The sequence below is a fragment of the Macromonas bipunctata genome, from assembly GCF_002837135.1.
Taxonomy (GTDB): domain Bacteria; phylum Pseudomonadota; class Gammaproteobacteria; order Burkholderiales; family Burkholderiaceae_C; genus Macromonas_A; species Macromonas_A bipunctata.
This window is the reverse complement of the sequence record NZ_NWBQ01000033.1, coordinates 15,363-39,581: the sequence shown is the minus strand read 5'-3', so window position 1 is coordinate 39,581 and position 24,219 is coordinate 15,363. Positions and strand designations below refer to the sequence as shown.

26 protein-coding genes are annotated in these 24,219 nt (G+C 63.1%); 16 read left to right on the top strand and 10 right to left on the bottom strand.

Going from position 1 to position 24,219, the window contains the following annotated elements:
* Positions 1-678 (top strand): CZB domain-containing protein (locus tag CON76_RS05475; protein WP_169928992.1); only part of this gene is annotated, 678 nt, incomplete at its 5' end.
* A 13-nt stretch (positions 679-691) separates the two neighbouring features.
* Here the strand turns inward: CON76_RS05475 and flhC are convergent.
* Positions 692-1,243 carry a flagellar transcriptional regulator FlhC gene (flhC, locus tag CON76_RS05470; RefSeq protein ID WP_101102374.1) on the bottom strand — a complete coding sequence of 184 codons (552 nt, stop codon included), beginning with the start codon at positions 1,241-1,243 and terminating at the stop codon, positions 692-694.
* Positions 1,244-1,292: 49 nt separating this feature from the next.
* Positions 1,293-1,646, bottom strand: coding sequence for a flagellar transcriptional regulator FlhD (gene flhD, locus CON76_RS05465; RefSeq protein ID WP_101102373.1), 354 nt, complete (start codon positions 1,644-1,646; stop codon positions 1,293-1,295).
* A 259-nt stretch (positions 1,647-1,905) separates the two neighbouring features.
* On the opposite strand from flhD, the gene CON76_RS13060 reads away from it, so the two are divergent.
* The 4 genes from CON76_RS13060 to CON76_RS05450 all read left to right on the top strand — a co-directional run bounded on the left by CON76_RS13060 (position 1,906) and on the right by CON76_RS05450 (position 4,486).
* A complete protein-coding gene (locus CON76_RS13060) occupies positions 1,906-2,082 on the top strand; it encodes a hypothetical protein (protein ID WP_169928991.1) in 177 nt (58 codons plus the stop codon).
* Between the two features lie 69 nt (positions 2,083-2,151).
* Positions 2,152-3,441, top strand: a complete 1,290-nt coding sequence (locus CON76_RS05460; RefSeq protein WP_276308994.1) for a glycosyltransferase — start codon at positions 2,152-2,154, stop codon at positions 3,439-3,441.
* Positions 3,438-3,962, top strand: coding sequence for a phosphatidylglycerophosphatase A family protein (locus CON76_RS05455; protein WP_101102371.1), 525 nt, complete (start codon positions 3,438-3,440; stop codon positions 3,960-3,962). The genes CON76_RS05460 and CON76_RS05455 overlap by 4 nt, the downstream gene beginning before the upstream one ends.
* Before the next feature lie 14 nt (positions 3,963-3,976).
* A complete protein-coding gene (locus CON76_RS05450) occupies positions 3,977-4,486 on the top strand; it encodes a CinA family protein (protein ID WP_101102370.1) in 510 nt (169 codons plus the stop codon).
* Between the two features lie 6 nt (positions 4,487-4,492).
* On the opposite strand, the gene CON76_RS05445 is transcribed toward CON76_RS05450, so the two are convergent.
* Genes CON76_RS05445 through CON76_RS12785 form a run of 5 tightly spaced genes read right to left on the bottom strand, consistent with a single transcriptional unit; the run spans position 4,493 to position 9,862 of the window.
* The gene (locus tag CON76_RS05445; RefSeq protein WP_101102369.1) at positions 4,493-5,167 is read right to left on the bottom strand and encodes a hypothetical protein; all 675 of its coding nucleotides are present in this window, start codon (positions 5,165-5,167) and stop codon (positions 4,493-4,495) included.
* Positions 5,168-5,188: 21 nt separating this feature from the next.
* Positions 5,189-7,201, bottom strand: coding sequence for a hypothetical protein (locus tag CON76_RS05440; protein WP_145995341.1), 2,013 nt, complete (start codon positions 7,199-7,201; stop codon positions 5,189-5,191).
* Between the two features lie 15 nt (positions 7,202-7,216).
* On the bottom strand, positions 7,217-8,815 hold the full coding sequence (locus CON76_RS05435) for a hypothetical protein (protein ID WP_145995340.1): 1,599 nt from the start codon (positions 8,813-8,815) through the stop codon (positions 7,217-7,219).
* A 30-nt stretch (positions 8,816-8,845) separates the two neighbouring features.
* Positions 8,846-9,391, bottom strand: coding sequence for a tetratricopeptide repeat protein (locus CON76_RS05430; protein WP_101102366.1), 546 nt, complete (start codon positions 9,389-9,391; stop codon positions 8,846-8,848).
* A 3-nt stretch (positions 9,392-9,394) separates the two neighbouring features.
* Positions 9,395-9,862 carry a hypothetical protein gene (locus tag CON76_RS12785; RefSeq protein WP_145995339.1) on the bottom strand — a complete coding sequence of 156 codons (468 nt, stop codon included), beginning with the start codon at positions 9,860-9,862 and terminating at the stop codon, positions 9,395-9,397.
* A 150-nt stretch (positions 9,863-10,012) separates the two neighbouring features.
* Between CON76_RS12785 and pyk the strand changes: the two genes are divergently transcribed.
* The 6 genes from pyk to CON76_RS05400 all read left to right on the top strand — a co-directional run bounded on the left by pyk (position 10,013) and on the right by CON76_RS05400 (position 14,809).
* Complete coding sequence (gene pyk, locus CON76_RS05425; protein WP_101102365.1) at positions 10,013-11,443, top strand: pyruvate kinase; 1,431 nt, start codon at positions 10,013-10,015, stop codon at positions 11,441-11,443.
* A 74-nt stretch (positions 11,444-11,517) separates the two neighbouring features.
* Positions 11,518-11,796 carry a type II toxin-antitoxin system TacA family antitoxin gene (locus CON76_RS05420; RefSeq protein ID WP_101102364.1) on the top strand — a complete coding sequence of 93 codons (279 nt, stop codon included), beginning with the start codon at positions 11,518-11,520 and terminating at the stop codon, positions 11,794-11,796.
* Positions 11,796-12,308 (top strand): GNAT family N-acetyltransferase, encoded by a 513-nt coding sequence (locus CON76_RS05415; RefSeq protein WP_101102363.1) that lies wholly within the window; start codon positions 11,796-11,798, stop codon positions 12,306-12,308. The genes CON76_RS05420 and CON76_RS05415 overlap by 1 nt, the downstream gene beginning before the upstream one ends.
* A 129-nt stretch (positions 12,309-12,437) precedes the next feature.
* The gene (gene fba / locus CON76_RS05410) at positions 12,438-13,502 is read left to right on the top strand and encodes a class II fructose-bisphosphate aldolase (protein ID WP_101102362.1); all 1,065 of its coding nucleotides are present in this window, start codon (positions 12,438-12,440) and stop codon (positions 13,500-13,502) included.
* Positions 13,503-13,564: 62 nt separating this feature from the next.
* Positions 13,565-13,846 (top strand): hypothetical protein, encoded by a 282-nt coding sequence (locus tag CON76_RS05405; RefSeq protein ID WP_101102361.1) that lies wholly within the window; start codon positions 13,565-13,567, stop codon positions 13,844-13,846.
* Between the two features lie 54 nt (positions 13,847-13,900).
* Entirely contained in the window at positions 13,901-14,809 is a 909-nt protein-coding gene (locus CON76_RS05400) for a phosphoribosylaminoimidazolesuccinocarboxamide synthase (protein WP_101102360.1), read from the top strand.
* A 46-nt stretch (positions 14,810-14,855) separates the two neighbouring features.
* On the opposite strand, the gene CON76_RS05395 is transcribed toward CON76_RS05400, so the two are convergent.
* The 3 genes from CON76_RS05395 to CON76_RS05385 all read right to left on the bottom strand — a co-directional run bounded on the left by CON76_RS05395 (position 14,856) and on the right by CON76_RS05385 (position 17,667).
* A complete protein-coding gene (locus CON76_RS05395) occupies positions 14,856-15,347 on the bottom strand; it encodes a c-type cytochrome (RefSeq protein WP_101102359.1) in 492 nt (163 codons plus the stop codon).
* A 14-nt stretch (positions 15,348-15,361) separates the two neighbouring features.
* Positions 15,362-16,318, bottom strand: coding sequence for a thioredoxin (gene trxA / locus CON76_RS05390; RefSeq protein WP_101102358.1), 957 nt, complete (start codon positions 16,316-16,318; stop codon positions 15,362-15,364).
* A gap of 98 nt (positions 16,319-16,416) precedes the next feature.
* A complete protein-coding gene (locus CON76_RS05385) occupies positions 16,417-17,667 on the bottom strand; it encodes an RNA-guided endonuclease InsQ/TnpB family protein (protein WP_101102378.1) in 1,251 nt (416 codons plus the stop codon).
* 137 nt (positions 17,668-17,804) lie between these two features.
* Between CON76_RS05385 and purE the strand changes: the two genes are divergently transcribed.
* From purE to tkt, 5 genes are read left to right on the top strand one after another with little or no spacing between them, the layout of a single operon-like run.
* Positions 17,805-18,308, top strand: coding sequence for a 5-(carboxyamino)imidazole ribonucleotide mutase (gene purE, locus CON76_RS05380; protein WP_101102377.1), 504 nt, complete (start codon positions 17,805-17,807; stop codon positions 18,306-18,308).
* Positions 18,305-19,525, top strand: coding sequence for a 5-(carboxyamino)imidazole ribonucleotide synthase (locus CON76_RS05375; protein WP_101102357.1), 1,221 nt, complete (start codon positions 18,305-18,307; stop codon positions 19,523-19,525). Before purE ends, CON76_RS05375 begins: the two co-directional genes overlap by 4 nt.
* A 38-nt stretch (positions 19,526-19,563) precedes the next feature.
* Entirely contained in the window at positions 19,564-20,574 is a 1,011-nt protein-coding gene (locus tag CON76_RS05370; RefSeq protein WP_101102376.1) for an L-threonylcarbamoyladenylate synthase, read from the top strand.
* A gap of 30 nt (positions 20,575-20,604) precedes the next feature.
* A complete protein-coding gene (locus tag CON76_RS05365; RefSeq protein ID WP_101102356.1) occupies positions 20,605-22,047 on the top strand; it encodes a SulP family inorganic anion transporter in 1,443 nt (480 codons plus the stop codon).
* Between the two features lie 55 nt (positions 22,048-22,102).
* Entirely contained in the window at positions 22,103-24,169 is a 2,067-nt protein-coding gene (gene tkt / locus CON76_RS05360) for a transketolase (protein ID WP_101102355.1), read from the top strand.
* Positions 24,170-24,219: the final 50 nt, after the last annotated feature.

Sequence of the window (24,219 nt, the reverse complement as noted above, 5' to 3'; positions counted from 1 at the left end):
AGCATCCGCGTGTTCCGCCTGACCGACAACGACACCACGCTGGCCGAGGCCGACGCCGTGCAGCTGCGCAAGACCTCGGTGGCCAAGACCGAAAGCGCCACTGTTGTCACCGAAGACCTGAACTTCAGCCAGGCGCAGGCGGCGCACCAGCAGTGGCGCATCACGCTGCGCAACGCCATCCAGCGCCGCCTCAAGGTGGACGCCGACACGCTGCGCCGCGACGACTGCTGCACGCTGGGCAAGTGGCTCCACGGCCCGGGCAAGACGCGCTGGGGCAGCGCACCCGCGTTCAGCGCGCTGGTGCAGCAGCACAAGGCCTTCCACCACGAGGCGGGCAAGGTGGCCGACCTCATCAACCAGCAACGCTACGAAGACGCACAGCGCATGGTCGAGCCCAGCTCGGCCTTCCACCAGGTGGGGCAGCAAGTGATGCTGGTGCTGCACCAGCTGCGCGCGTCAGTCGAAAACGGCGTCGCGCACAGCACCGCGCACTCGGCCACGGCGCGTGCCCGTGCCGGCGAGGCGGCAGTGGGCGCACCCCCCGCTGCGCCCAAGCCGGCCCCGGCCACCGCCCAAAAGGCGTCGGTGCCGTCGCTGCGCCCCGCCAACGCCAAGACCGGCGCCCAGCCGGTGCGCGTGGAGCCCGCCGCCTCCGAAGACGACTGGACCACGTTCTAATTCCCGATCTGGGTCAGTGCTGCACGCGCAGCGTGCCGTCGGCTTTGCCCTTGCCCGCGCGTGCGGGCGGGTTGCACAAGCCGCACACGTAGTGGCGGGCGTTCTCGTACACGTCGGTCACAAACGAGCCCCCGCAGCAGGTGCACTTGGTCTGCGTGAGCATGTTGGCGTCCATGAACTTGCTCAGGCGCCAGGCGCGGGTAAAGGTCAGCAGCGGCTCCACGCCACTGGCTTGCATCTGTTCAGCGTAGAGCTTGTAGGCCTTCATCACGGCGTCGATGTCGTCCAGCGCAATGCTTTTTTGCAGGTACTGGTGGATGTTGACGTACAGCGAGGCGTGGATGTTGGGCTGCCAGGTCAAGAACCAGTCGGTGCTGAAGGGCAGTTGGCCCTTGCTGGGCGATTTGCCCGCCACTTCCTTGTACAGGCGCAACAGGCGCTCGTACGACAGGTTGGTCTCGGATTCCAGCACCTGCAACCGCGCGCCCAGTCCGATCAGTGCCACGGCACGGGTGATGTCCTTGCTCTCGTTGACGATGCTCTTGGGGGTGGCGACGGTGGTCATGGTGGGGCGGTCTTGGCGGTAAACAAATCAATAACGGGCCAAAGCGGGCTTACACGCTGGCATCGGCCAGGCGGCTGGCCATCAGAATGTTGGCGTGCAGGCGTTGCGTGACGTCGTTGCTGGCGCTGGCGCGTTGCGGCTTGTGGTTGCTGGTCAGCAGGTTCCACACCATGTCGTCGTCGGCGCGGAAGCGGCACAGCAGCGTGTTGGTGGAAGAGAGCTTGAGCACCTGCGCCGTGGACAGGGTGGCAATCAGGTCGGCCGATTCTTCGCTCAGACCCAGGCGGAACAGCGCCTCGGCCTTGTCCAGGCGCACCAGACGCTGTGCCAGCATCAGGTAGGTCAGGTTGGCTTCGCGGATCTCGTCCAGCAACTGCTCGGTGGTGTTGAATTCGCTGTTCATGGGTCTCTCCTGAAGAATGTAAGGGGTAGGTCTTGCGGTCAGCTAGCACAGCTGGCTGGTGCCGAAGCGTTGAAATGAATTGTCAACCGGGCCTTAAACAACTTGAATCCGAAATTGGCTGTTCTTGTTGTCAGGCAAATTCCTACAAGGTGTCGGGCTTGCGCTGGGTGCGTTGCCACGCAATTGGCAACAAACTGGCGCACGGTTGTCACGTCGCGCCCGTAAGCTGCAATGGCTCAACACGACAAGGAGGTTGCAGATGGACGGACACACATGGACGCTGGCCCTGGTGCTGGGTGGCGTGGCCAGCGGGCTGGCGTGGCGGTTTTTGGGCAAGCCGCGTGCTTGGTCGTGCGGTCAGCATTGCCCGTTGTGTTTGGAGCCCAACCACCACTTGCACCCACACCCGTCGGGTGCCGAGCGGCCCCCACTTTAGGCTACAGTCACGGCTCTTGGCGAGGCAGACCGGGCGGCATGGGGCGGCCCGCTGCCGGGTCGGTGGGCGGTGTCGAAGTTGGCCAATATCCTGTTTATTCACCAAAATTTTCCGGGGCAATTCAAGCATCTGGCACCGGCGTTGGTGCGCCAAGGCCACCGTGTGTGGGCCATGACCATGCAGCCGGTGGACGTGACCGACTGGCAGGGCGTGACGCTGGTGCCTTACCGCGCCAGCCGGGGCAGCACCCCCAATGTTCACCCGTGGGTGAGCGACTTCGAGACCAAGACCATCCGGGGTGAGGCCTGCTTTCGGGCCGCGTTGGCACTCAAGGCCCAAGGGGTGGTGCCCGATGTGATCGTGGCGCACCACGGCTGGGGCGAGAGCCTGTTTTTGAAGGAGGTCTGGCCGCAGGCGCGGCTGGCCATCTACTGCGAGTTCTACTACCAACCGCACGGTGCCGACGTGGGCTTTGACCCCGAGTTTGCCGCTGCCGACCCCGGCGGCGACGCTTGCCGCTTGCGCCTGAAGAACCTCAACAACCTGTTGCATTTTGAGGTGGCCGATGCGGGCATCAGCCCGACGCAATGGCAGGCCAGCACTTTTCCGGAGCCGTTCCGCCGCCGCATCTCGGTCATCCACGACGGCATTGACACCACCGCCGTCGCGCCCAACCCACAGGTGCAGCTCACCTTGGGCCACCGTGCTGGGGCCACCACCACGCTCAACCGCAGCAGCGAGGTCATTACCTTCGTCAACCGCAACTTGGAGCCGTACCGGGGTTACCACACCTTCATGCGCGCCTTGCCCGAGCTGCTGGCGCGTCGGCCCAACGCGCGTGTGCTGCTGGTGGGGGCCGACGATGTGAGCTACGGCGCACGGCCCGACCCGCAGCGTTACGGTGGCCTGCGCAGTTGGAAAGACATTTTTGTCGCCGAAGTGCGGCCCCGCATCCCTGAGCGCGACTGGGCCCGCGTGCATTTCCTGGGCAAGGTGCCCTACGCCCAGTTCATCGGTCTGCTGCAACTCAGTACCGTCCACGTGTACCTGACGTACCCGTTTGTGTTGAGCTGGAGCCTGTTGGAAGCCATGAGCGCCGGTTGTGCGATTGTGGCCAGCGACACCCAGCCGCTGCACGAGGCGATCCGCCACGGTGAGACCGGGCGCTTGGTCAACTTTTTTGACGCACCGGCGTTGGCGGCGCAAGTGTGCGATTTGCTGGACGACCCGGCAGAACGCCAGCGTCTGGGAGCCAACGCGCGCGCCTTGGCGCAGCAACGCTACGACCTCCAAACCGTGTGCTTGCCGCAGCAACTGGCCTGGGTACAAGGGTTGGCGCAGCAGGGGGCTATAGCATGAACGGCACCGCACGCTCCAGCGCACCGTGGGTGCCTTCGGTGGGGTTCATGGTGTCGCGCTTGTCGCATTTGGTGGCGCTGGGGCTGGGCGCGGGTTTGAGCCGCCGCGCCCCCGGCACGGTGGGGACGCTGTGGGCGTGGCTGCTGTTTGTGCTGGTTCAGGACTTCTGGCAACCGGGTGATGTGGCATGGGCCGCCATCATCGGCGTGGGCCTGTTGCTGGGCTGGTGGGCCAGCATGGCCACGGCGCGGCGCACCGGGGTGGCCGATCCGGGCTTTATCGTCATCGACGAAATCGTGGCGTTCTGGCTGGTGCTGTGGCTGGCCATGCCCATGAGCGGTTGGGGCCAGTTGGCCGCATTTGCGCTGTTCCGCTACTTTGATGCCGCCAAGCCCGGGCCGGTGGCGTGGGCCGACCGCGTGTTCAAGGGCTGGGGCTGGCGCGGCGGCTGGGGCATCATGTTCGACGACTTGGTGGCCGCCGGTTGCACCTTGCTCGTTATTGCGCTGTGGCGTTTTTGAGGGAGGCCCAGGCCATGACAAATGCTTCCCCCCTGTGGCTGGACGATGCCATCTGGCCGGTGTGCGATGCCTTGGCCGATGCGTTGCGCCAGCGTGGTCAGCGTCTGGTGACGGCGGAAAGTTGCACGGGCGGTCTGATTGCGGCGGCTTGTACCGCGTTGGCCGGTTCCAGCGACTGGCTGGAGCGCGGCGTGGTCACGTACTCCAACGCCGCCAAAACCGAACTGCTGGGCGTGCCCGCCGAGCTGATCGCCCAGCACGGTGCGGTCAGCGAAGCGGTGGTGCGCGCCATGACCGCCGGTGCCCTGCGCACCTCGGGGGCCGACTGGGCGGTGGCCGTGACCGGCGTGGCGGGCCCGGCGGGGGGCAGTGCCCACAAGCCCGTCGGCACGGTGTGGATAGGCTGGCAAGGCCCCGGCCACGCGCACGCCGAAGGTTGCCATTTTGAGGGTGACCGCGCGGCGGTGCGTGCCGCCACGGTGCTGCATGCGTTGCAGGGGCTGCTGGGCGTGTTGCAACGCTGAAGTCGATCAGTCGCCTTCAACCTGCGTCATCGTCTTCGGCTTCTCGTCCTTCGAGGTGGGTGCCTTGACGCCCACTGCTGTAAAAATTGCAGGCATTTTGGTGGCAATGCTTGAGGCGGCCGAAATTTGGTTGGTCATACTGCTGACGGCATCCTTGACGCCACCCATCTTCGTGATGTTCATTGGATTGCTCGATAAACTGCTGACCAAGCCTTTGCCTTGCTCAACCAAGGCTTTGTCCTGCAACAGTGCCAACATGAAGTTAAAAGAAGCGGCTGCCAAGTCTTCACGTTGCTTGCCGCTGGTTTTCTTGACGGCCGATTCAATCTGACTGTTGGCCATCGACTCGTTGAGTGCTGCCATTTCCGACTTGCGCACCTCAGTGAGCTTGGCTTGCTTTTCGGCGGGGTCGGTGGTTTCGTTGGCAGCCTTGCGTTGTGCTTCAAGCGCTGCTGCCTTTTCCTTGGAAACCAGTGATTGGCTCAGCAGTGCCACCGAGTTGTTCATCAGCTTCTCAGCCGCTTGGGCCGATGCGACAAAGGTTTGTGGGTCTGCGGCAGCGGCACTGCTGCTACCACCAGTAAGTCCACCCAGCAGGTTGCTGAATTGCGCCATGGCGGGAGTGGCCAGCACACCCAAGGTACTTACGACCAGAACGGCAGCAATGCGTTTTTTCATCATGAGAAGTCTCCAGTGGTTGATTTAAGGCAAGGGGAAATTGATTTTGTCGACGGCTTTTTCCAGCAGGCGGCGAGCCTCGTCCAGCACATCGGCGGCAAACAGGTGCTTCAGTTGCTCTGGTGCGGTGGATTTACCGTAATAGCCAGAGCTTTTGAACTGACCTTCAAAAGCAATCCGTGTCAGGACATCGCTACCTTTTTTGACACGCAAGGTGTAGCGTGACACGATGGGACGCTCGCATTGCGTGCTGCATTGCTCATCACCCACATTGACACGCTCAACCGGCTGGATGCAATACGTCACGGCGGGCAATTGCCAAGCAAATCCAGACGCAAAGCCGCTTCTGGGGCCGATCACGTTGTCGGTCAGGTGTTGCGCATCGGGTGCGTAGAGCATCCCCGGCATTTTTTCGCCGAGCAGGTGGTTGGTCAGCTCCATGAGCGCCGGTGTAGTGCTGTTGCCCAGCGCCTCAACGGGGCCACAGGTGGCCAACGATACCGCTGTGCGCGGGGCCGTCCCCAAGCGCAACACTTCAAACTGGTCACCTGCCGTTACCTTATGCTGTGCGGTGTCGATGGGCAGTCCTTGTAACAGGGCAGTGGTTGCTTGGCCGCTGTAGTTGTCCACGGTAGCCTCTTGCGTAGGCAGCCACACGGTACGTGAGTCCTTGCCAACCCGTGCTTTGGCTTTGCGCAGTATTACACCCGGCTGGCGCGCGCTGTAAACACGGTTCTGGCTGTTAATTTGGTATGTGCTGCCATCACTGTTGACGATTTCGGCGCGGTCGCGCTTCAAATCCCCAATCTGCACCAGCTTCTTGCTCAAGTCCGCCAGGGCGTTCTTGATATTGACCTCGCGACGCTCGTCTGGTCCAGCACCAATACCACGCACAATCTTGTCCACTATCACGTCTGTGCCCACGGCGGTGTAAATTACCCGACCGCTGTTGTCGATCACATCGGCGAATGCACGTGTCTCATAGCGACGCTGTTTTTCGTAGTCGAGGTTGGTTCCGGCCTCGTGGTACACGGTCTCTGGTACGCGCACGCGGATGACAAAATTGGGGGGGCGGCGCTCCGCAGATTGCATGGAACTGAGCTCAACGCCGTCCTGCTCCCGCACCGTCTGCAGCAACTGGGTAAAACCAGTGTTGATCTGCACCACAGACAGGGGGGCCGCATCGCCCAACATTTCAGCAAACAAGCGCCCCACGTAGTCTTTGGCGTAGCCTTCGGGCTGCTTGTCCACCAAGACCGCAACCCGAGGGCGATCCTTGCCCGACGCTGCGTGTGCACTGAACTTCTGGAAGGTCGTACCCAAATTCAGGTTTGCCCCAAGCACCAGTTTGCCCACTGCATAGTCCTCGGCAGCGTAGACCACCTCGACCAGATTGTCCGCACTGTCCTCGACCCGATCACCTGCGTTGAGGCCCTGACGGTAGCCGGCATCCAGAATGAGCAGATCGCCAATGCGGTCGGTTAGCCGCGCCTCAATGACCACAGGGTGGAAATGCTTGGGCGCCTCACTCACCAGTTCGTGCATCAGTGTGTTGAGAGCTTGTCGGAACAGTTCTTGGCGTTCGGCCTTCGGGTCGGCTTGGTTGGCTGCAACCGCACGGCTAATGACGGTACGCGACAACGTGGTCAAAACTTCGCCCGAAATCACGTTGGTGAAGTAGACGCCACCAGTCAGCGTGGCCACCACGTCGCTGTTGCCATTGCCCTTGTCCACGCTGAAGCTGCTGGCCCGTGTGACATGGAACGACACCGCAAACGTATGGCCAGCCGTACGGTGATCCAGATGACCGACCCGTGTGCCAAACGCTGGCGTTAGCGTGTCGTAAATGTGCTTGCCCAAGTGCTGGGCAACGGCCGGCTGGTTCAGGTACTCACGAAAGACGGGGTCAAGTTTGGAATCCTTGGCCGCATCGTAGAAAAAACCTTGAACAGGAAGTACTTTGGCCTGCTGTGCCGCGATGCCTGCGACAGGAACAACACAAGCCAACCACAGCAGCGGTTTTAGGTATCGACGCATAGTGTGCTTGCCCGCTTACCGTTTGCCACGTGCGGCGGGTGTGGCTGCGGCGCAACTGTTGAGGCACAGCACCAAGGTTTCGCCTTCTTCCGCACCATCCAGATTGCGTCCTGCAAAGGCGGATTGGCTTAATACTGCACCATACACCTGCTCCATGGGATTGGCCTTGCCTTTGAGGGTGACCGTGGCACGAACGCCAGCGTCCGAGTTTTCTTTGGTCTCTACGTCGGCTGCATCAGGGATTTCGCGCAATGCTTTGGCAAAGGCCATGCGCAGGGGGAAGGTCAAGCCAGCCCCTTTCAATTCCACCGTGTATTGACGACCCCGGGCCGCACGGTCAGCCCAGTAGCCCAAGGTGCGGTTGGCAAATTCGGGCGCCAGCATGTTGGCAATTTTGGTCGATGCCTTGGCGGCACAGTCCTCAATGTTGCGGCCAGCCGCTTCCGTGCTCTGTGCGGCTGAGGAAATCTGTTCGCTGCCAGCGGTGGCAAACACCTTGATTTCCGCCGTCACCGCACAGCTTTGCATGCCGGTTGCTGGGTTGATGTCACCCGCCACGACGGTGGAGGAGCCCACCATCAGGAAATCGGCGTTGGATTTGCGCGCAAATTCGGAGAATTTGGCCATTTCGGCGCTGCTGCCCAGTGCTGCCAAGGTGATCTTGCGGTCGCCAAAAAACTTGCTGCGTGTGATAGATGCGTCCAGCAATCGCAAGTCGTAATCTCGCAGTGAGCCGCTGAAGGACGACAGAAACACCGAGTTGGTCGTGGGCTTGGAAGTGTCTTGGTATTCCACCAGCCTGCGGTACGACACCTTTTCATGGTTTTTGGCTTCAACGTTGGCTTGGTAGGTGGCAGCTTGTGACGATTTGGACGATGACGACGCAGCCATGCTGTCCTTGGCACGGTAGCTGGCTGCATCGGCGGATTGGCCACTGAACCTGCTATTGGTTGCAGCTGCGCCCGCTGAGCCGTCACTCCCTTGCACGACAACACCACTGTTGGCTGCGCCGGCAACCTTGGTCGATGACGCACGCGCCGCGTTCACGCTGGAAGATGCAGCTATGGCAGCACTGCTGGACGCTGAGCTGGCGCTGGCAGCGCGGGTTTTGTCCTTGTAGGAAGCGCCAGCATCGTACGAGTACTCGGTCAGATCGCGCAAGGGAAGTTTCAGGTCACGGCTGTTGGTCACGAACTCGTCCACCAGCATCAAGATGGAAAAGCTGCGGTCGTTCAGCTTGTCAAGCTCCGTGCCACGGATCGCGTTTTTAATCTGGCGACGATCCACATGGGCATCAATGCGTGTCACGAAGTCTGCGCCTTCGCGCACTTCTTCAATCACACGCACGTCACGCAACTGTTTGGCCACTTCGTTGATGATGGCAGCGTGCCGACTGTCGCTGGCATCAAGAGCGGTCGCATCCTTGATCGCCTTAATAACGGCATCGCGCAGTGCCTCCTGCTTCGCCGCGTTGCGGATGGCGCTGGCATCGCCCGCTCCCACGGGTGCACGGCCTTCGCCGATCACAGTGTTTTGTGTTTGGGCCATTGCGGGCGTAACCATCAGGCCAGCACTCAATGCCAGACCCAGCGTTTTCAACTTAAATTTTTTCATGCTTGTCTCCAGTGTTCTGAATGTTTGGGTTTATTTCAATGTGGGTACTTGGATCATGACATCGCCAGCACGCAGCACTTGCATGCCATTTTTTTCAGTAATAGAGACGCTATCAACGCCTTCATCTGGTTCGGGTTCAGTCGCAGCTCTAGAGTCGGTATTGCTTTCCTGCTTGCCTACGTGCTTGGGGAAATGCGTGTCCATCAACTTTTGGTAGGCAACCATGGATCGGATCGGTTCCAAGTTGGCGTTGGTCGTGACCTGCGTGTCGTCCTTGAGACCTTTGGTCAGTGCTTGCTCCAGGGCTACCACCGCCGCGTTTTTGTCACCTGCTTGGGCCTGAGCTTGCGCCAATACAAAGTACGCCTCGTACTGATCGGGCGCTTTCTTCGCCCACTGCTGTGCGGTTTGTGCGGCAGTGGCAAAGTTGCGTGCGGCCAGAGCAGCATTGGCGTCTGCCTTGAGCTGGTCTGGGCTGGTAAACAGGTCGCACGCACCCAGTGCCAAACTGAAGCACAAGGCCAACGCGCCAGTACGCATGCGGTGTGAAGAAAAAGACATTTGGAAGTGCTTCATGTTTTAGGGTGCAAAAATTTGAATGGTGTAGGCGCGGCCGTATTGGCTTTGGCACAAGCCGGAAAGAGTTTGAGTTTGATAGCCAGTGTTGGTGTCATTGCGTACTGGCACGACACAGCTGAAATTGCCCTGCGTGCTATGTAGTCGCCCGTTGATCACAAAACGGCGTTGGCACGCTGCATCAGGATCGTCGCGGCATTCCTCGGGCTGCACATGTAGCCGTCCGATGGCTGCGCCGTCTGCGCGATACGCCTCAAACTGTGAGCTAGCAACCAAAAACCGGAGCCGACCTTGCTGGCGGTTGTCGGTGGGCGCCGCGTTTTGAGCGTACAACTCAAACTGGGTGTACGGCGAAAGATCTGGTGTCACAGAAACCTTTGCATACTGATCAGGCCAAGGCGCAGACACCGAACAAGCGGTGGTCAACAAACATGAAATGATAACAATTGGTTTAAAAAAATCATTTTTCATTTTGTTTTTGTCATTTGAAAGTTTTTATTTATGTAGTTATCAGGATTATATGCAGCCAATTTGTGTAAAGGTCAAAATTACAATCAATTTGTCGCTGATGTCCTGCAAAATTGTTGACCTATCCATTTTTTTCATTAGGAGTCTTCTTCCATGCCGCAGCGTGCTACCAAAATCGTCGCCACTTTGGGTCCCGCATCCAGCAACCCGCAACTGCTGGAGCAGATGATCCGCGCCGGGGTGAACGTGGTGCGGCTCAACTTCAGCCACGGCACGGCGCAAGACCACATCGACCGCGCCAACTTGGTGCGCAGCGCCGCGCAGCGTGTGGGGGTAGAAGTCGCCATCATGGCCGACCTGCAGGGGCCCAAAATCCGCGTGGGCAAATTTGCCGAAGGCAAGGTGTGGCTCGAAGACGGCGCGCCTTTCGTGCTGGACGCCGCCCGCACCGAACCCGGTGATGTGGCCGGTGTGGGGCTGGACTACAAGGCCCTGCCGCAAGACGTGAAAGCGGGCGACGTGCTGCTGCTCAACGACGGCCTGATCGTGCTGTGCGTGGAGCGCGTGGTGGGTGATGCCGTCCACACCACGGTACAGATTGGTGGCGAGCTGTCCAACAACAAGGGCATCAACAAGCAAGGCGGTGGCCTGACCGCCCCGGCCCTGACCGCCAAGGACATGGACGACATCAAAACCGCGATGGCCCTGTACGCCGACTACGTGGCGGTGAGCTTTCCCAAGACCGCCACCGACATGGAACTGGCACGCCAGCTGTGCCTGGTGGCCGCGCCGTCGGGGCACAAGCCGGGCCTGATTGCCAAGATCGAGCGCGCTGAGGCCATTCCCCAACTGGAAAAAATCCTGGCCGTGTCGGACGGCATCATGGTGGCGCGCGGTGATTTGGCGGTGGAGGTGGGCAATGCGGCGGTGCCCGCGCTGCAAAAACGCATGATCCGCCTGGCGCGCGAAGCGGACAAGGTCGTCATCACCGCCACGCAGATGATGGAGTCCATGATCGTGAACCCGGTGCCCACGCGCGCCGAAGTCAGCGACGTGGCCAACGCCGTGCTCGATGGCACCGATGCTGTGATGCTCAGCGCCGAGACCGCTGCGGGCAAGTACCCGCTGCAAACCGTGCAGGAAATGGCCAAGATCTGTGCCGCCGCCGAGCAGGCCGACACCTATGAGCTCGAGTCCGACTTCAGCGGCAAGACCTTCGAGCGCATCGACCACGCCATTGCCATGGGCGCACTGTTCACCGCGCACCACCTGGGCGTGAAAGCCATTGTGGCGCTGACCGATTCGGGCTCCACCGCGCTGTGGATGAGCCGCCACAACGTGGCCATTCCCATCTACGCCGTCACGTCCAAGCTGCCCGCGCAGCGCCGCATGGCGCTGTACCGCAACGTCACGCCGCTGCTCATGGACACCAGCGCCGACCGCGACACCGCCCTGCACCAGGCCGAGCGTTACCTGAAGGAGCGCGGCATTGTGCAAAGCGGCGATGTGTACGCCATCACCTGCGGCGAACCGATGGGCACCCCAGGCGGAACCAACATGCTCAAGATCTGCCGCGCGCAGTAACAGCTGGAGTTACGGGTTGTCAGGACATTGGCCGGACGGTATGATGCAAGACCTTCAGCTTTGAGGTCGTCGTCATGCCAACCGCCACCCTGTCCAAATCCGAGCGTATCGACGTTCGTGCCAGTCTTCCGGTCAAGCAACTTTTGCAGGAAGCCGCCCGTGCTGCGCACAAAAACGTCAGTGAATTCCTGTTGGATGCCGGTATCGTGGCGGCCAACCAGACACTGGCCGACCGTCGCCGTTTCGAGTTGCCTGCCGAGCAGTGGGAGGCGTTTCAGACCGCGCTGGATCAACCCGTGACCGTCAAACCCCGGCTCCAGCGTCTGCTCACCGAGCCGGGGCTGCTGGGCTGATGGCCCGCTCCTACAATCCCGTTCGCAAGCTGTCCGCGCACGATGTGCTGGATGGTTTTGACTGTGGCCAACCCGCTCTGAACCAGTACCTGCAACGCTTTGCATTGGGCAACCAGAAGGCCCACAGCGCACAAACCTACGTGGTTGGCTGTGGTGGGGTGGTGGCTGGTTTTTACAGTCTGGCGGTGGGCAGCGTGGAGCCCCATGTGGCTGCACCTCGGGTGGCAAAAGGTATGCCCCGGCACCCGGTGCCTGTCATGTTGCTGGCCCGGCTGGCCGTGGATGTTCGGCACCAAGGTGTCGGTCTGGGTCGGGCTTTGCTCAAGGACGCTTTGATCCGTACCAGTCGGGCCGCTGACATCGCGGGTATCCGGGCGTTGCTGGTGCATGCAAAAGACGACAACGCCAGGAACTGGTACTTGCAGTGGGAATTTGAGTCCAGTGCCACCGACCCCCTGCACCTTTTTTTGTTGATGAAGGACATTCAGGCCATGCTGTCCTGCGGTGCTTGAATCTGCGGCTGCACGGCCACCAATCACGCCCATCCGCCGGGGTGGCATCGCTAAAATGGCAAGACTGCCTGGCCCCGATGTGCAAGCATCGGGCCACCCCCATTTCTCAGACTTCACAGGAACACTCTCATGGCTCTCGTCTCGATGCGCGAACTGCTGGACCACGCCGCCGAAAACGGCTACGGTATCCCGGCCTTCAACGTCAACAACCTGGAACAGGTGCAGGCCGTGATGGAAGCGGCCAAGGAAGTCGGTGCGCCGGTGATCCTGCAAGCCAGTGCCGGGGCGCGCAAGTACGCGGGTGAGAGCTTCATCAAGCACCTGGTGCTGGCCGCGTGCGAGGCCTACCCCAGCATTCCGGTGGTGATGCACCAGGACCACGGCCAAAGCCCTGCCATCTGCCAAGGCGCCATCGATCTGGGCTTCAGCTCGGTGATGATGGACGGCTCGCTGCTGGAAGACGGCAAGACCCCCGCCAGCTTTGACTACAACGTGGACGTGACCCGCCGCGTGGTCGAGATGGCGCACAAGGTGGGCGTGTCGGTGGAAGGTGAACTGGGCTGCCTGGGCAACCTGGAAACCGGCGAAGCGGGCGAGGAAGACGGCATTGGCGCCGTGGGCAAGCTCGACCACAGCCAGATGTTGACCGACCCCGAAGAAGCCGCCGCCTTCGTCCAGGCCACGGGGTTGGATGCGCTGGCGATTGCGATTGGCACCAGCCACGGCGCGTACAAGTTCAGCCGCAAGCCCACGGGCGACATTCTGGCCATCAGCCGCGTGAAGGAAATCCACGCCCGCATCCCCAACACCCACTTGGTGATGCACGGCTCCAGCAGCGTGCCGCAGGAGTTGTTGGCCCTCATCAACCAGTACGGTGGCCAGATGAAAGAAACCTACGGCGTGCCGGTGGAAGAAATCCAAGAAGCCATCAAGTACGGCGTGCGCAAGATCAACATCGACACCGACATCCGTTTGGCCATGACCGGCGCTGCCCGCAAGTTCCTGACCGAAAACCCCGACAAGTTCGACGCGCGCGAGTGGCTCAAGCCCGCCCGCGCCGCCGCACAGGCCATCTGCAAGCAGCGTTACCTGGAATTCGGTTGCGAAGGGCAGGGCGCCAAGATCCAGGGCCACAGCCTGCAAGTCGTGGCCGCCAAGTACGCGGCGGGCGAGCTGGCCCAGGTGGTCAACTGACGCCGCCGCGCGCCTGAGCGGCCCGGCACCTGCCACGCCTTGCAGACACCACGGGTGCCGCCATGGAGCTGAACGCCGACTTCCAGCGCGTGGCCGCCCGGTACCCCCACATCGCGCAGCCGCTGCGGCTGCTGTGGGGCTACCCCGAGGCCGCCGACTACGTGGCCAAGCTGCTGTGCGACACCCGTGGCGGTGCCCGCCAGGGTTTTCCGCCCGACGTGCTGCAGGCGCTGCTCAATATTCAGGAGCTGCACCGACCCTCGCGGAGCCCCTTGCCGACCACCTTTTTGCCACCCACGCCCATCCGGGGCCGCGACAACGACCCCTGGGACGACTTGCTCTAGCGCCCCGTCCTGCGGCCATCCGCCCCCTTCCTTCCCATCCTTGATCCATCCGCCATGTCCCAAGCCCTGCACACTTCAGCCCTTCAATCCCTGCCCCTGCTGGCGCGCGGCAAGGTGCGCGACAACTACGCCGTGGGCGACGACCGCATCCTGATGGTCGCGTCCGACCGCATCAGCGCCTTCGACGTCATCATGGGCGAGCCCATCCCCGGCAAGGGCGAGCTGCTGACCCGCCTGAGCCTGTTCTGGTTCGACTTGCTCGGCCCGAATGGCCAAAACATCTGCCCGATCCACCTGACCGGCCAAGACCCAACCAGCGTCGTCAGCGCAGAGGAAAAACCGCTGGTGGCGGGCCGCTCCATGCTGGTCAAGCGCCTCAAGCCGATCCCGGTGGAAGCGGTGGTGCGCGGCTATTTGGCGGGCAGTGGTTGGAAGGAATACCAAGACAACCGCCAGGTGTGTGGCGTGCCCTTGCCCGAAGGCCTGAAGAACGCCAGCAAGCTGCCCACCCCGATCTACACCCCCGCAGCCAAGGCCGAGGTGGGCGAGCACGACGAGAACATCACGTTCGAGAAAACCGTGGAAATGATCGGCCCGGAGCTGGCGGCCAAGATCCGCGACGTGTCGATCCAGCTCTACCAGGCGGCAGCCGCCTTTGCGTTGACCAAGGGCATCATCATCGCCGACACCAAGTTCGAGTTTGGCCTGGATACCGATGGCACCCTGGTGCTGATGGACGAGGTGCTCACGCCCGACAGCTCGCGCTACTGGCCCGCCGACAGCTACCAGGAAGGCAGCAACCCGCCCAGCTTTGACAAGCAGTTCCTGCGCGACTGGCTGGAGACCGCCCAAGTGAACGGCCAGCCGTGGAACAAGACCGCCCCTGCGCCGCGTTTGCCGCGCGAGGTGATCGAGCAGACCGCCGCCAAGTACCAGGAAGCCCTGACCCGCCTGATGGGTTGATGGCCAGCACCGGGCGCCGCTGCGGCGGCCCCGGCAGCGTTCAGGTTCAGGGCGTGGGGCGGCCCGGCCCTTGGCTGCCGTCGGCGCGCGCCGACAGGTAGGCGTGCAAGTCCAGGATGTGCGCGCTCACGCGCGGTTCGGTTTGCCAGGCGGGCATGGTGACGGCCCCGGCCTGGCGTTGCAGCACGCGCTCCGTCCAGTGTTCCAGCGTCTGGCCTTGCAGTTGGGCGGCTTCAACGGGCAAATTCCAGTCGTAGCGTTGCAGCACGCGGGCGGTAAAGCCGCGCGGGCCAAGCTCCCGCACCAGCGGCAGCAGGTCGGGCGCGCTGGCGCTGCCGGTGGCGTTGCTGCCGTGGCATTGCGCGCATTTGTCTTGGAACACGCGCCAGCCGGTGTAGACCGAGCCGGGCGGCTGCGCCTGTTCCTCGATCTCGTGCGCGGCGTCGGCGTTGCGCCATTCCACGCTGTTGCAGCCGGCCAGCAGGCCCGTCAGCACAGCGGTGGTGGCCAGGGTGGGTAAAAAGCGGAGGGTGGCCATGGTGGATTCCTGCTTCAGTTCAGCGCCATGCTGAGTTTGCGGCGGTAGCGCGCCACCAGTTCGGCCTGCGGGTCTTGCTGCGGCACCAGTTGGCCCGCCAGTTCCAGCCCCCCGGCGCTTTTGCCCGTGGCGCCTGCGTCGGCCTTGGGCTTGGGCGGGGTCAGCAGTTCCAGCAGCGCCACGTAGGTCTTGCGCGGGGCTTCGTCGGCCCATTTCTTGTCGCGCATGATGATTTCGAGCAGCTCTTCCATCGCCGCTTCCCAGTCGCCCTGGGCAATCAGCAGGCGGCTCTTGGCAAAGCGGGTGTCAAAGTCGCGCTTGTTGGCGCTGATGCGTTGCTCGAACTCGTCCAGCGGCCAGTGGCCGCGCGCGTCGGTGGCCACAAATTCCAGGGCGTTGAGCCACTGCGCCAGCGCCTCGAAGCGCAGTTGCAGCGGAATCTGCGCCAGCGCCGGCGCCAGCGCGGCGGCGGCCTCGCCCAGCTGGCCGTTGCCGATCAGCAGCTTGACGTAGTCGAAGCGCAAGTCGTCGTTGCCGGGGTCGTGCGCCAGCGCATCGGCCAGCCGCGCCTGGGCGCTCTGGGTGTCGCCCGCTTGCGCCAGTTGTTGGGCTTCTTCGGCGTGGGCCTGGGCTTGCAGCGCGTCCTCGCTGGGCAGGTGCTTGTCCAGAAAGGCCTTGATCTGGCCTTCGGGCAACGCGCCCATGAAGCCGTCCAGCGGCTGGCCTTGCACCATCAGCACGCAGGTCGGGATGCTGCGGATGCCAAACGCCTGCGCCAGCTGCTGTTCTTCCTCGGTGTTGACCTTGACCAGCTTGAAGCGGCCCGCGTAGGCGGCCTCGACCTTCTCCAGCACCGGCCCCAGCGTCTTGCACGGGCCGCACCACGGGGCCCAGAAGTCCACCAGCACCGGCACGGTCTGGGACGCTGCTATCACTTCGGTTTCAAAATTGGCAAGGGTGACGTCGATCATGGCGGGTGAAAAGTGTGGTGTCAAAAAAACGAAAAACGGGCCTGTGTGCTGCCCATTTTGCCCCCGATTTGGGGCGCAAAATTGATATCCTCCCCGTCTTAAGGGACGGGGATTCCTACCGCACCCGCGCCAGCATCATGCTGGGCACGGGTCACCTCGGCGGGTTCCTGCTTCATCGAGGCTGCGCGTTTCGGTCTTGCGACCTTGGCGCGTCTAACGTCCTCTCCACAGGCTAACAAGCGCAATCCACGCTCTAAAACATTCATGGCTCCGACCACATCGGCGTGGTTCTGGTAGCCGCACTGCACGCACAGAAATTCGGCTTGCGTGCGCCGGTTGTCCGGCGAAATGTGCCCGCAGCACGGGCAGGTTTGGCTGGTGTTGTGCGGCGGCACCGCCACCAGCATGCCGCCTGCCCACTCCAGCTTGTACGTCAGCTGGCGGCGGAATTCGTACCAGCCCTGATCCATGATGGAGCGGTTCAGTCCAGTTTTGGCCTTGACGTTTTTGCCCTTTGCCGATTTGGACATATTGCCGACCTGTAAATCCTCGATGCAGACGAGTGCGTGGTTTTGGCTGATCGCTGCGGTGGCTTTGTGCAGGAAGTCTTGGCGGCAGTGGGCAATGCGGGTATGGATTTTCTGGACTTTGGCTTTTTCCTTCTTCCAGTTGCTGCTGAATTTGGTTTTGCGCGCCATGCGCCGCTGATAGCGGGCGAGGCGTTTCTGGTGGCGCTTAAAACTGTTCAGCGGCGCGAGGAAATTTCCGTCGCTGAAGGTGGCAAAGCGGGCAATCCCCACGTCAATGCCGATGGCGCTGCTGGCCTGTGGCACGGGCACTTCAACTTCGCGTTCGGTTTGAATCGACACATACCACTTGCCCGCGCACTGGCTGACGGTAGCGTTTTTGAGCGTGCCCAGCACCGGGCGCGACATACGAAGCCGTATCCAGCCCAGTTTGGGCAGAAAGATGCGGCCATTGGCCTGATCGAGCTGGACACCTTGCGGGTAGCGAAAACTCTCGGACTGGCCCTTTTTCTTGAAGCGCGGAAAGGCTGCGCGCTTCTCAAAGAAGTTGGTGTAGGCGTGTTCCAGGTTTTTCAGGGCTTGTTGCAGCGGCTGGCTGGGCGCGTCATTGAGCCACAGCAGTTCTGGCTGTTTTTTCCAAGCCGTCAGGGTTTGGCACAGTTGGGCGTAGGTGAGCCTCTTTTCACCGTCGGCATGCAGTTCCTGCTGCAACGCCAACGCCTTGTTGTACACGAAGCGGCACGCACCCGCGAAGCGGCGCATCAAGCGCACTTGCTGGCCGTTGGGGCGCAGTTCGTATTGGAAGGATTGGAGGCGTTGCACAGGGCTCATTCTACGTTGCTGAACGATAATTCAAGCCAACAGGACGGCTGCGCCGTCCGCGCTGTCGATCCCCCTGTTGTGAACGGTAGAACTTTTCGCGCAAAAGTAAAATCGCAACTTTGATGGAGCAAGCGGTAATGAGCACAGACATCCAGGTCGGCGTGGTGATGGGTTCCAACAGCGATTGGAGCACCATGGAGCACGCGGTACAGATTCTTCAACAATTTGGCATCGCCCACGAGGCGCGTGTGGTCTCGGCCCACCGCATGCCCGACGACATGTTTGCCTACGCCGAAGCCGCTGCGGGCCGGGGCCTCAAGGCCATCATCGCGGGTGCGGGCGGTGCGGCGCACCTGCCGGGCATGCTGGCCGCCAAGACGCCGGTGCCGGTGCTGGGTGTGCCAGTGCAGTCCAAGGCGCTGTCGGGGGTGGATTCGCTGCACAGCATCGTGCAAATGCCCAAGGGCGTACCGGTGGCCACGTTTGCCATTGGCGCCGCTGGTGCCGCCAACGCCGCGTTGTTCGCGGTGGCCATGCTGGCCAACCACGATCCCGCGTTGCGCGCCCAGTTGGAGGCCTTCCGCGCCGCGCAAACCGAAGCCGCCCGTGCCATGACCCTGCCGCCGCCGGAGGCCGTATGAGCCGCGTTGCCCCCGTGTTGCCGGGCCAGACCATGCCCGATGGCCAACCCGCCACCGTGGGCGTGATGGGCGGTGGCCAGTTGGGCCGCATGTTTGTGCAAGCGGCGCAAGAGATGGGCTACTTTACGGCGGTGCTGGACGCCGACCCGTACAGCCCCGCTGGGCTGGTGAGCCACCACCACATCCGTACCGCTTACGAAGACCCCGCCGGTCTGGCCGAACTGGCCCAGCGTTGCCACGCCATCACCACCGAATTCGAGAACGTGCCCGCCCCGGCCTTGCGCACCTTGGCCGAGCAACGCCCGGTGGCCCCCAACGCCAGCGCGGTCGCGGTGGCGCAAGACCGCATCGCCGAAAAAGCCCACTTTGTGGCCTGCGCGCAAGCGGGTGGCATAGGCCCTGCACCGTACGCCGTCATCACCACCGATGCTGAGCTGGCCATCGCCCCAGACGCGTTGTTGCCCGGCATTCTCAAAAGCGCACGCTTGGGCTACGACGGCAAGGGCCAGGCCCGCGTCAAGACCCGCGCCGAACTGGCCGCCGCCTGGGATCAGATGGGCCGTGTGCCCTGTGTGCTGGAGCAGATGCTGCCGCTGCGCGCCGAGTTGTCGGTGCTGGTGGCGCGCGGGGCCGATGGCCAGGTGGTGAACTTTCCGGTGCAGCGCAACCTGCACCGCGATGGCATTTTGGCCGTGACCGAGGTGTTCGACGGCAACGTGCCCGCTGCGCTGGCCCAACAGGCCATCCAGACCACGCAAGCCATTGCACACCAGTTGGGCTATGTGGGCGTGTTGTGCGTCGAGTATTTCGTCATCGACGATGGCAGCGCCGATGGCGCGTTGGTCGTCAACGAAATGGCCCCGCGTCCGCACAACAGCGGCCACTACACCCTGAACGCCTGCGACGTGTCGCAGTTCGAGCTGCAAGTGCGCGCCATGACCGGCCTGCCCTTGGTGCAACCGCGCCTGCACAGCCCCACGGTGATGCTCAACATTCTGGGCGACATCTGGTTCCGTGGCGGTAACGCTGAAGCCAAGTCGCCGGACTGGGCCGCCGTGCTGGCGCTGCCGGGCGTGCATCTGCACCTGTACGGCAAACTGGAAGCGCGTGTGGGCCGCAAGATGGGCCACTTGAACGTGACCAGAGCCACGCTGGAGCAAGTGCAGGCCACCGCCTTGCAAGCGGCGCAGATTTTGGGCATTGCGCCGTGGCTGTGACGCTGGACGCGCGCGCGCTGCTGGCCACAGCACCTGAGCTGCTGGCTGCTGCTCAAGCGGGCGACGCTGTCCAGCGTGCGGCACAGACGCTGCAACGCGGCGCGCTGCTGGGCCTGCCCACCGAAACCGTGTACGGCTTGGCCGCCGATGCCGACCAACCGGAGGCCGTGGCCCGCATCTTTGAAGCCAAAGGCCGCCCCAAAGACCACCCGTTGATCGTGCATGTGGCCGGTGCCACGCCCGCGCAATGGCAGGCCGGGGTGGCGCATTACGCACGCGAAGTCCCGGACTTTGCCCAGCGCCTGATGGCCGCGTTCTGGCCGGGGCCGCTCACCGTCATCCTGCCGCGTCGGCCCGACGTGGGGGCCGCAGCGGCGGGGGGGCAGGATTCCATCGGCTTGCGTTGCCCGTCGCACCCGGTGGCGCAGGCCGTGTTGCAAGCCGCGCAGGCTTTGGGCGTGTACGGCGTAGCTGCGCCCAGTGCCAACCGCTTTGGCCGCGTCAGCCCCACCACCGCCGCGCACGTGCAAGACGAATTTGCCACGCTGCTGGCCGACGATGCCCTGCTGATTCTGGACGGTGGCCCGTGCCCGGTGGGCATTGAATCCACCATCGTCGATTGCAGCCGGGGCCGCCCCGTGCTGTTGCGCCCCGGCATGGTTGAACCCGCTGCGCTGGAACAAGCCTGCGGCGAACCTGTGGCCCAGCGCGATGCGGCAGCGCCCAAGGCCTCCGGTACGCTGGAATCGCACTACGCGCCCACCGCCCGTGTGCGCCTGATGCCGCACGGCGAAATGCAAGCCGCACTCGACATGCTGGGCGCGGACGCGCGCCACATTGCGCTGTACGTGCGCCAGCCCGTCAGCAGTGCCAGCCGCCATTTACAGTTGCGCTACATGCCCCTGCACGCCGACGCATGCGCGCAAGAGTTGTTTGCCGTGTTGCGCGAACTCGACCAGCCCGATACCAAACTGATCTGGGTCGAAACCCCGCCCGATGCCCCCGCTTGGGACGGTGTGCGCGACCGCCTGCGCCGTGCAGCGGCGTGAGATAAAAACGCCCACCCTAAAATCGGGCCGATGAACGTTGCCCGCATCCGCGCCGATTCCCTGGCTGGCCTGACCACCGCCTTTGCCCTGGTGCCCGAGTGCATCGCCTTTGCGCTGGTGGCGCAGCTCAACCCGCTGATGGGGCTGTACGGTGCGTTCATCATCTGTACCCTTACCGCCTTGCTGGGCGGGCGGCCCGGCATGGTGTCGGGCGCAGCAGGGTCTATGGCGGTGGTGATTGTGGCGCTGGTGGTGCAGCATGGCGCGCAGTATTTGCTGGCCACGGTGTTGCTCAGTGGCGTGCTGATGGCGCTGTTTGGTGTGCTCAAGCTGGGCCAACTGGTGCGCATGGTGCCGCACCCGGTCATGCTGGGCTTTGTCAACGGGCTGGCGATCGTGATTGCGCTGGCACAGTTGCAGCATTTCCAAAGTGGTACTGGCTGGCTGCACGGCCAGCCGCTGGCCCTGATGCTGGGCCTGGTGGCGCTGACGATGGCCATCGTCTACCTGCTGCCGCGCCTGACGCGCAGCGTGCCCCCGGCGCTGGTGGCCATTGTGGCGGTGGGCCTGCTGACCAGCCTGCTGCAACTGCCCACCCGCACCCTGGGCGACATGGCCCACATTGCCGGAGGCTGGCCCACGCTGGCTTGGCCCGACGTGCCGTGGAACCTGGACACTTTGCGCACCATTGCCCCCTACGCGGTGGTGATGGCGGTGGTCGGGCTGCTGGAGACGCTGCTCACGCTCAACCTCACCGACGAAATCACGCAAAGCCGGGGCCACACCAACCGCGAGTGCGTGGCGCTGGGCGTGGCCAACGTGGTGTCGGGGTTGGCGGGCGGCATGGGCGGCTGCGCCATGATCGGACAGACCATGATCAACCTGCAATCGGGCGGGCGCGGGCGTTTGTCGGGCGTGGTGGCCGGGGTGATGGTGCTGCTGTTCGTGCTGCTGCTGTCGCCGTTGATCGAGCAAATTCCGCTGGCGGCGCTGGTGGGCGTGATGCTGGTGGTGGCGCAGCAAACCTTTGCCTGGGGTGCGCTGCGGGTGCTGCACAAAGTGCCGCTGCACGACGTGCTGGTGATGCTGGCCGTGACCATCATCACCGTGGCCACCGACCTGGCCGTGGCCGTGCTGTGCGGCGTGGTGATTGCAGCGTTGAACTTTGCCTGGCAGCACGCGCGCGAGCTGTACGCCGACACCCACACCGAAGCCGATGGCAGCAAGCACTACCGCTTGCACGGCACGCTGTTCTTTGCCTCCACCGAGCCCTTTCTGGCGCTGTTTGACGTGGCCAACGACCCGGCGCACACCACGTTGGACGCACGCCACCTGAGCTTCGTCGATTACTCGGCCATTGAGGCGCTCAAAACCCTGCGCCAACGCTACACCCAAGCGGGCAAACACTTGCGTGTGGTTCACTTGTCCGAGCGTTGCAAGCAACTCCTGCGCCGCGCAGGTGTCGAAAGATAAAATCCACGCTTTAGATTCTGGCCACCCGCCACACACCCTTTTTTTCGGGGTTCTTATGACCGACGCTGCCACCACCTCCCACGTTTCCGCCCACACCCAGGCCAACGCCATCCGCGCACTGGCCATGGATGCCGTGCAACAAGCCAACTCCGGGCACCCCGGTGCCCCGATGGGCATGGCCGACATGGCGGTGGCACTCTGGGGCCGCCACCTGCAACACAACCCCAGCAACCCCGCTTGGGCCAACCGCGACCGCTTTGTGCTGTCCAACGGCCACGGCTCCATGCTGATCTACGCGCTGCTGCACCTGACCGGCTACGACCTGCCGCTGCAAGAGCTGAAAAACTTCCGCCAACTGCACAGCAAGACCGCCGGCCATCCCGAAGTGGGCATCACCCCCGGCGTTGAAACCACCACCGGCCCGCTGGGCCAAGGCATCACCAACGCGGTGGGCATGGCGCTGGCCGAAAAACTGCTGGCCGCCGAATTCAACCAGCCCGGCCATGACATTGTGGACCACCATACCTACGTCTTTTTGGGCGACGGTTGCCTGATGGAAGGCATCAGCCACGAAGCCGCTGCATTGGCCGGCGCTTGGAAGCTGGGCAAATTGATTGCGCTGTACGACGACAACGGCATCTCCATCGACGGTCAGGTCGCGCCCTGGTTCATCGACAACACGCCCCAGCGTTTTGAAGCCTACGGCTGGAACGTGATCCGCGCCGTGGACGGCCACAACGCCGATGCCGTGGACGCTGCCATCGCCCAAGCCAAGGCCAGCGCCGACAAGCCCACGCTGATTTGCTGCAAGACCAGCATTGGCAAAGGCAGCCCCAACCGCGCCAACACCGCCAAAGCCCACGGCGAGCCGCTGGGGGCCGAAGAAATTGCCCTGACGCGCAAGGCACTGGGTTGGGAGCACGGCCCGTTCGTGATCCCCAAAGACGTGTACGCCGCTTGGGATGCCAAAGCCGCTGGCAAGACGGCAGAAAAGGCCTGGAAAGACCGCTTTGCCGCGTACAAGAAAGCTTTCCCGGCCTTGGCCAAGGAATTTGAGCGCCGCATGAAGGGCGAATTGCCCAAAAAGTTTGCCGAACTGGCCCAAGCCACGATCCAAGCCGCGCACGAAAAAGCCGAGACCGTGGCCAGCCGCAAGGCCAGCCAGCTGGCGTTGGAAGCTTTTACCGCCGCACTGCCCGAACTGCTGGGCGGCAGCGCCGACCTGACCGGCTCCAACCTCACCAACACCAAATCCACCCCCAACCTGCGTTTTGACGCGGCGGGCCACGTGGTGAAGAACGAAGCGGGCGTGGGTGGCCGCCACATCAACTACGGTGTGCGCGAATTTGGCATGGCCGCCATCATGAACGGCGTGGCGCTGCACGGCGGCTACATCCCCTACGGCGGCACCTTCCTGACCTTCAGCGACTACTCGCGCAACGCCATCCGCATGGCCGCGTTGATGAAGCAGCGCGTGGTTCACGTCTTCACCCACGACTCCATCGGCTTGGGCGAAGACGGCCCGACCCACCAGTCGATTGAGCACGCCGCCAGCCTGCGCCTGATTCCGAACCTGGACGTGTGGCGGCCCGCCGACACCGCCGAGACCGCCGTGGCCTGGGCCGTGGCGCTGCAAAACACCGACAAACCCACCGCGCTGTTGCTCAGCCGCCAAAACCTGCCCTACGCGCCCAAAAAAGCGTTGGATGGCATGGCCAAAGGCGCTTACGTGCTGAGCGATCCCGTCGATGTGGGCTTCAAGGCCAAGAAGAAGATCAAGGCCGTCATCATCGCTACCGGCTCCGAAGTGCAATTGGCCGTGAAAGCGCAAGAGCTGCTGGCCGCGCAAGATGTGGCCGTGCGCGTGGTTTCCATGCCCAGCACCACCACCTTTGACCGCCAGAGCGCCGACTACAAGTCCGAAGTACTGCCCAAGGGCGTGCCGCGCATCGCCGTCGAAATGGGCTCCACCGACGGCTGGTGGAAATACGGTTGCGCCGCCGTGGTGGGCATCGACACCTACGGCGAATCGGCCCCCGCACCGGTGCTGTTCCAGCACTTCGGCTTTACCGCCGAGAACGTGGCCGCTACCGTCAACACCGTGCTGGCCAGCAAGGCCTGACCGACTGCCGTTCCCCCGCGCTGGCGGAGCTGGGCCGGTTGTGCATCAGC

Coding starts and splice junctions, on each gene's coding strand:
- flhC (WP_101102374.1), bottom strand. CDS start 1,243: ATGACCACCGTCGCCACCCCCAAGAGCATCGTCAACGAGAGCAAGGAC.
- flhD (WP_101102373.1), bottom strand. CDS start 1,646: ATGAACAGCGAATTCAACACCACCGAGCAGTTGCTGGACGAGATCCGC.
- CON76_RS13060 (WP_169928991.1), top strand. CDS start 1,906: ATGGACGGACACACATGGACGCTGGCCCTGGTGCTGGGTGGCGTGGCC.
- CON76_RS05455 (WP_101102371.1), top strand. CDS start 3,438: ATGAACGGCACCGCACGCTCCAGCGCACCGTGGGTGCCTTCGGTGGGG.
- CON76_RS05450 (WP_101102370.1), top strand. CDS start 3,977: ATGACAAATGCTTCCCCCCTGTGGCTGGACGATGCCATCTGGCCGGTG.
- CON76_RS05445 (WP_101102369.1), bottom strand. CDS start 5,167: ATGATGAAAAAACGCATTGCTGCCGTTCTGGTCGTAAGTACCTTGGGT.
- CON76_RS05440 (WP_145995341.1), bottom strand. CDS start 7,201: ATGCGTCGATACCTAAAACCGCTGCTGTGGTTGGCTTGTGTTGTTCCT.
- CON76_RS05435 (WP_145995340.1), bottom strand. CDS start 8,815: ATGAAAAAATTTAAGTTGAAAACGCTGGGTCTGGCATTGAGTGCTGGC.
- CON76_RS05430 (WP_101102366.1), bottom strand. CDS start 9,391: ATGAAGCACTTCCAAATGTCTTTTTCTTCACACCGCATGCGTACTGGC.
- CON76_RS12785 (WP_145995339.1), bottom strand. CDS start 9,862: ATGAAAAATGATTTTTTTAAACCAATTGTTATCATTTCATGTTTGTTG.
- pyk (WP_101102365.1), top strand. CDS start 10,013: ATGCCGCAGCGTGCTACCAAAATCGTCGCCACTTTGGGTCCCGCATCC.
- CON76_RS05420 (WP_101102364.1), top strand. CDS start 11,518: ATGCCAACCGCCACCCTGTCCAAATCCGAGCGTATCGACGTTCGTGCC.
- CON76_RS05415 (WP_101102363.1), top strand. CDS start 11,796: ATGGCCCGCTCCTACAATCCCGTTCGCAAGCTGTCCGCGCACGATGTG.
- fba (WP_101102362.1), top strand. CDS start 12,438: ATGGCTCTCGTCTCGATGCGCGAACTGCTGGACCACGCCGCCGAAAAC.
- CON76_RS05405 (WP_101102361.1), top strand. CDS start 13,565: ATGGAGCTGAACGCCGACTTCCAGCGCGTGGCCGCCCGGTACCCCCAC.
- CON76_RS05400 (WP_101102360.1), top strand. CDS start 13,901: ATGTCCCAAGCCCTGCACACTTCAGCCCTTCAATCCCTGCCCCTGCTG.
- CON76_RS05395 (WP_101102359.1), bottom strand. CDS start 15,347: ATGGCCACCCTCCGCTTTTTACCCACCCTGGCCACCACCGCTGTGCTG.
- trxA (WP_101102358.1), bottom strand. CDS start 16,318: ATGATCGACGTCACCCTTGCCAATTTTGAAACCGAAGTGATAGCAGCG.
- purE (WP_101102377.1), top strand. CDS start 17,805: ATGAGCACAGACATCCAGGTCGGCGTGGTGATGGGTTCCAACAGCGAT.
- CON76_RS05375 (WP_101102357.1), top strand. CDS start 18,305: ATGAGCCGCGTTGCCCCCGTGTTGCCGGGCCAGACCATGCCCGATGGC.
- CON76_RS05365 (WP_101102356.1), top strand. CDS start 20,605: ATGAACGTTGCCCGCATCCGCGCCGATTCCCTGGCTGGCCTGACCACC.
- tkt (WP_101102355.1), top strand. CDS start 22,103: ATGACCGACGCTGCCACCACCTCCCACGTTTCCGCCCACACCCAGGCC.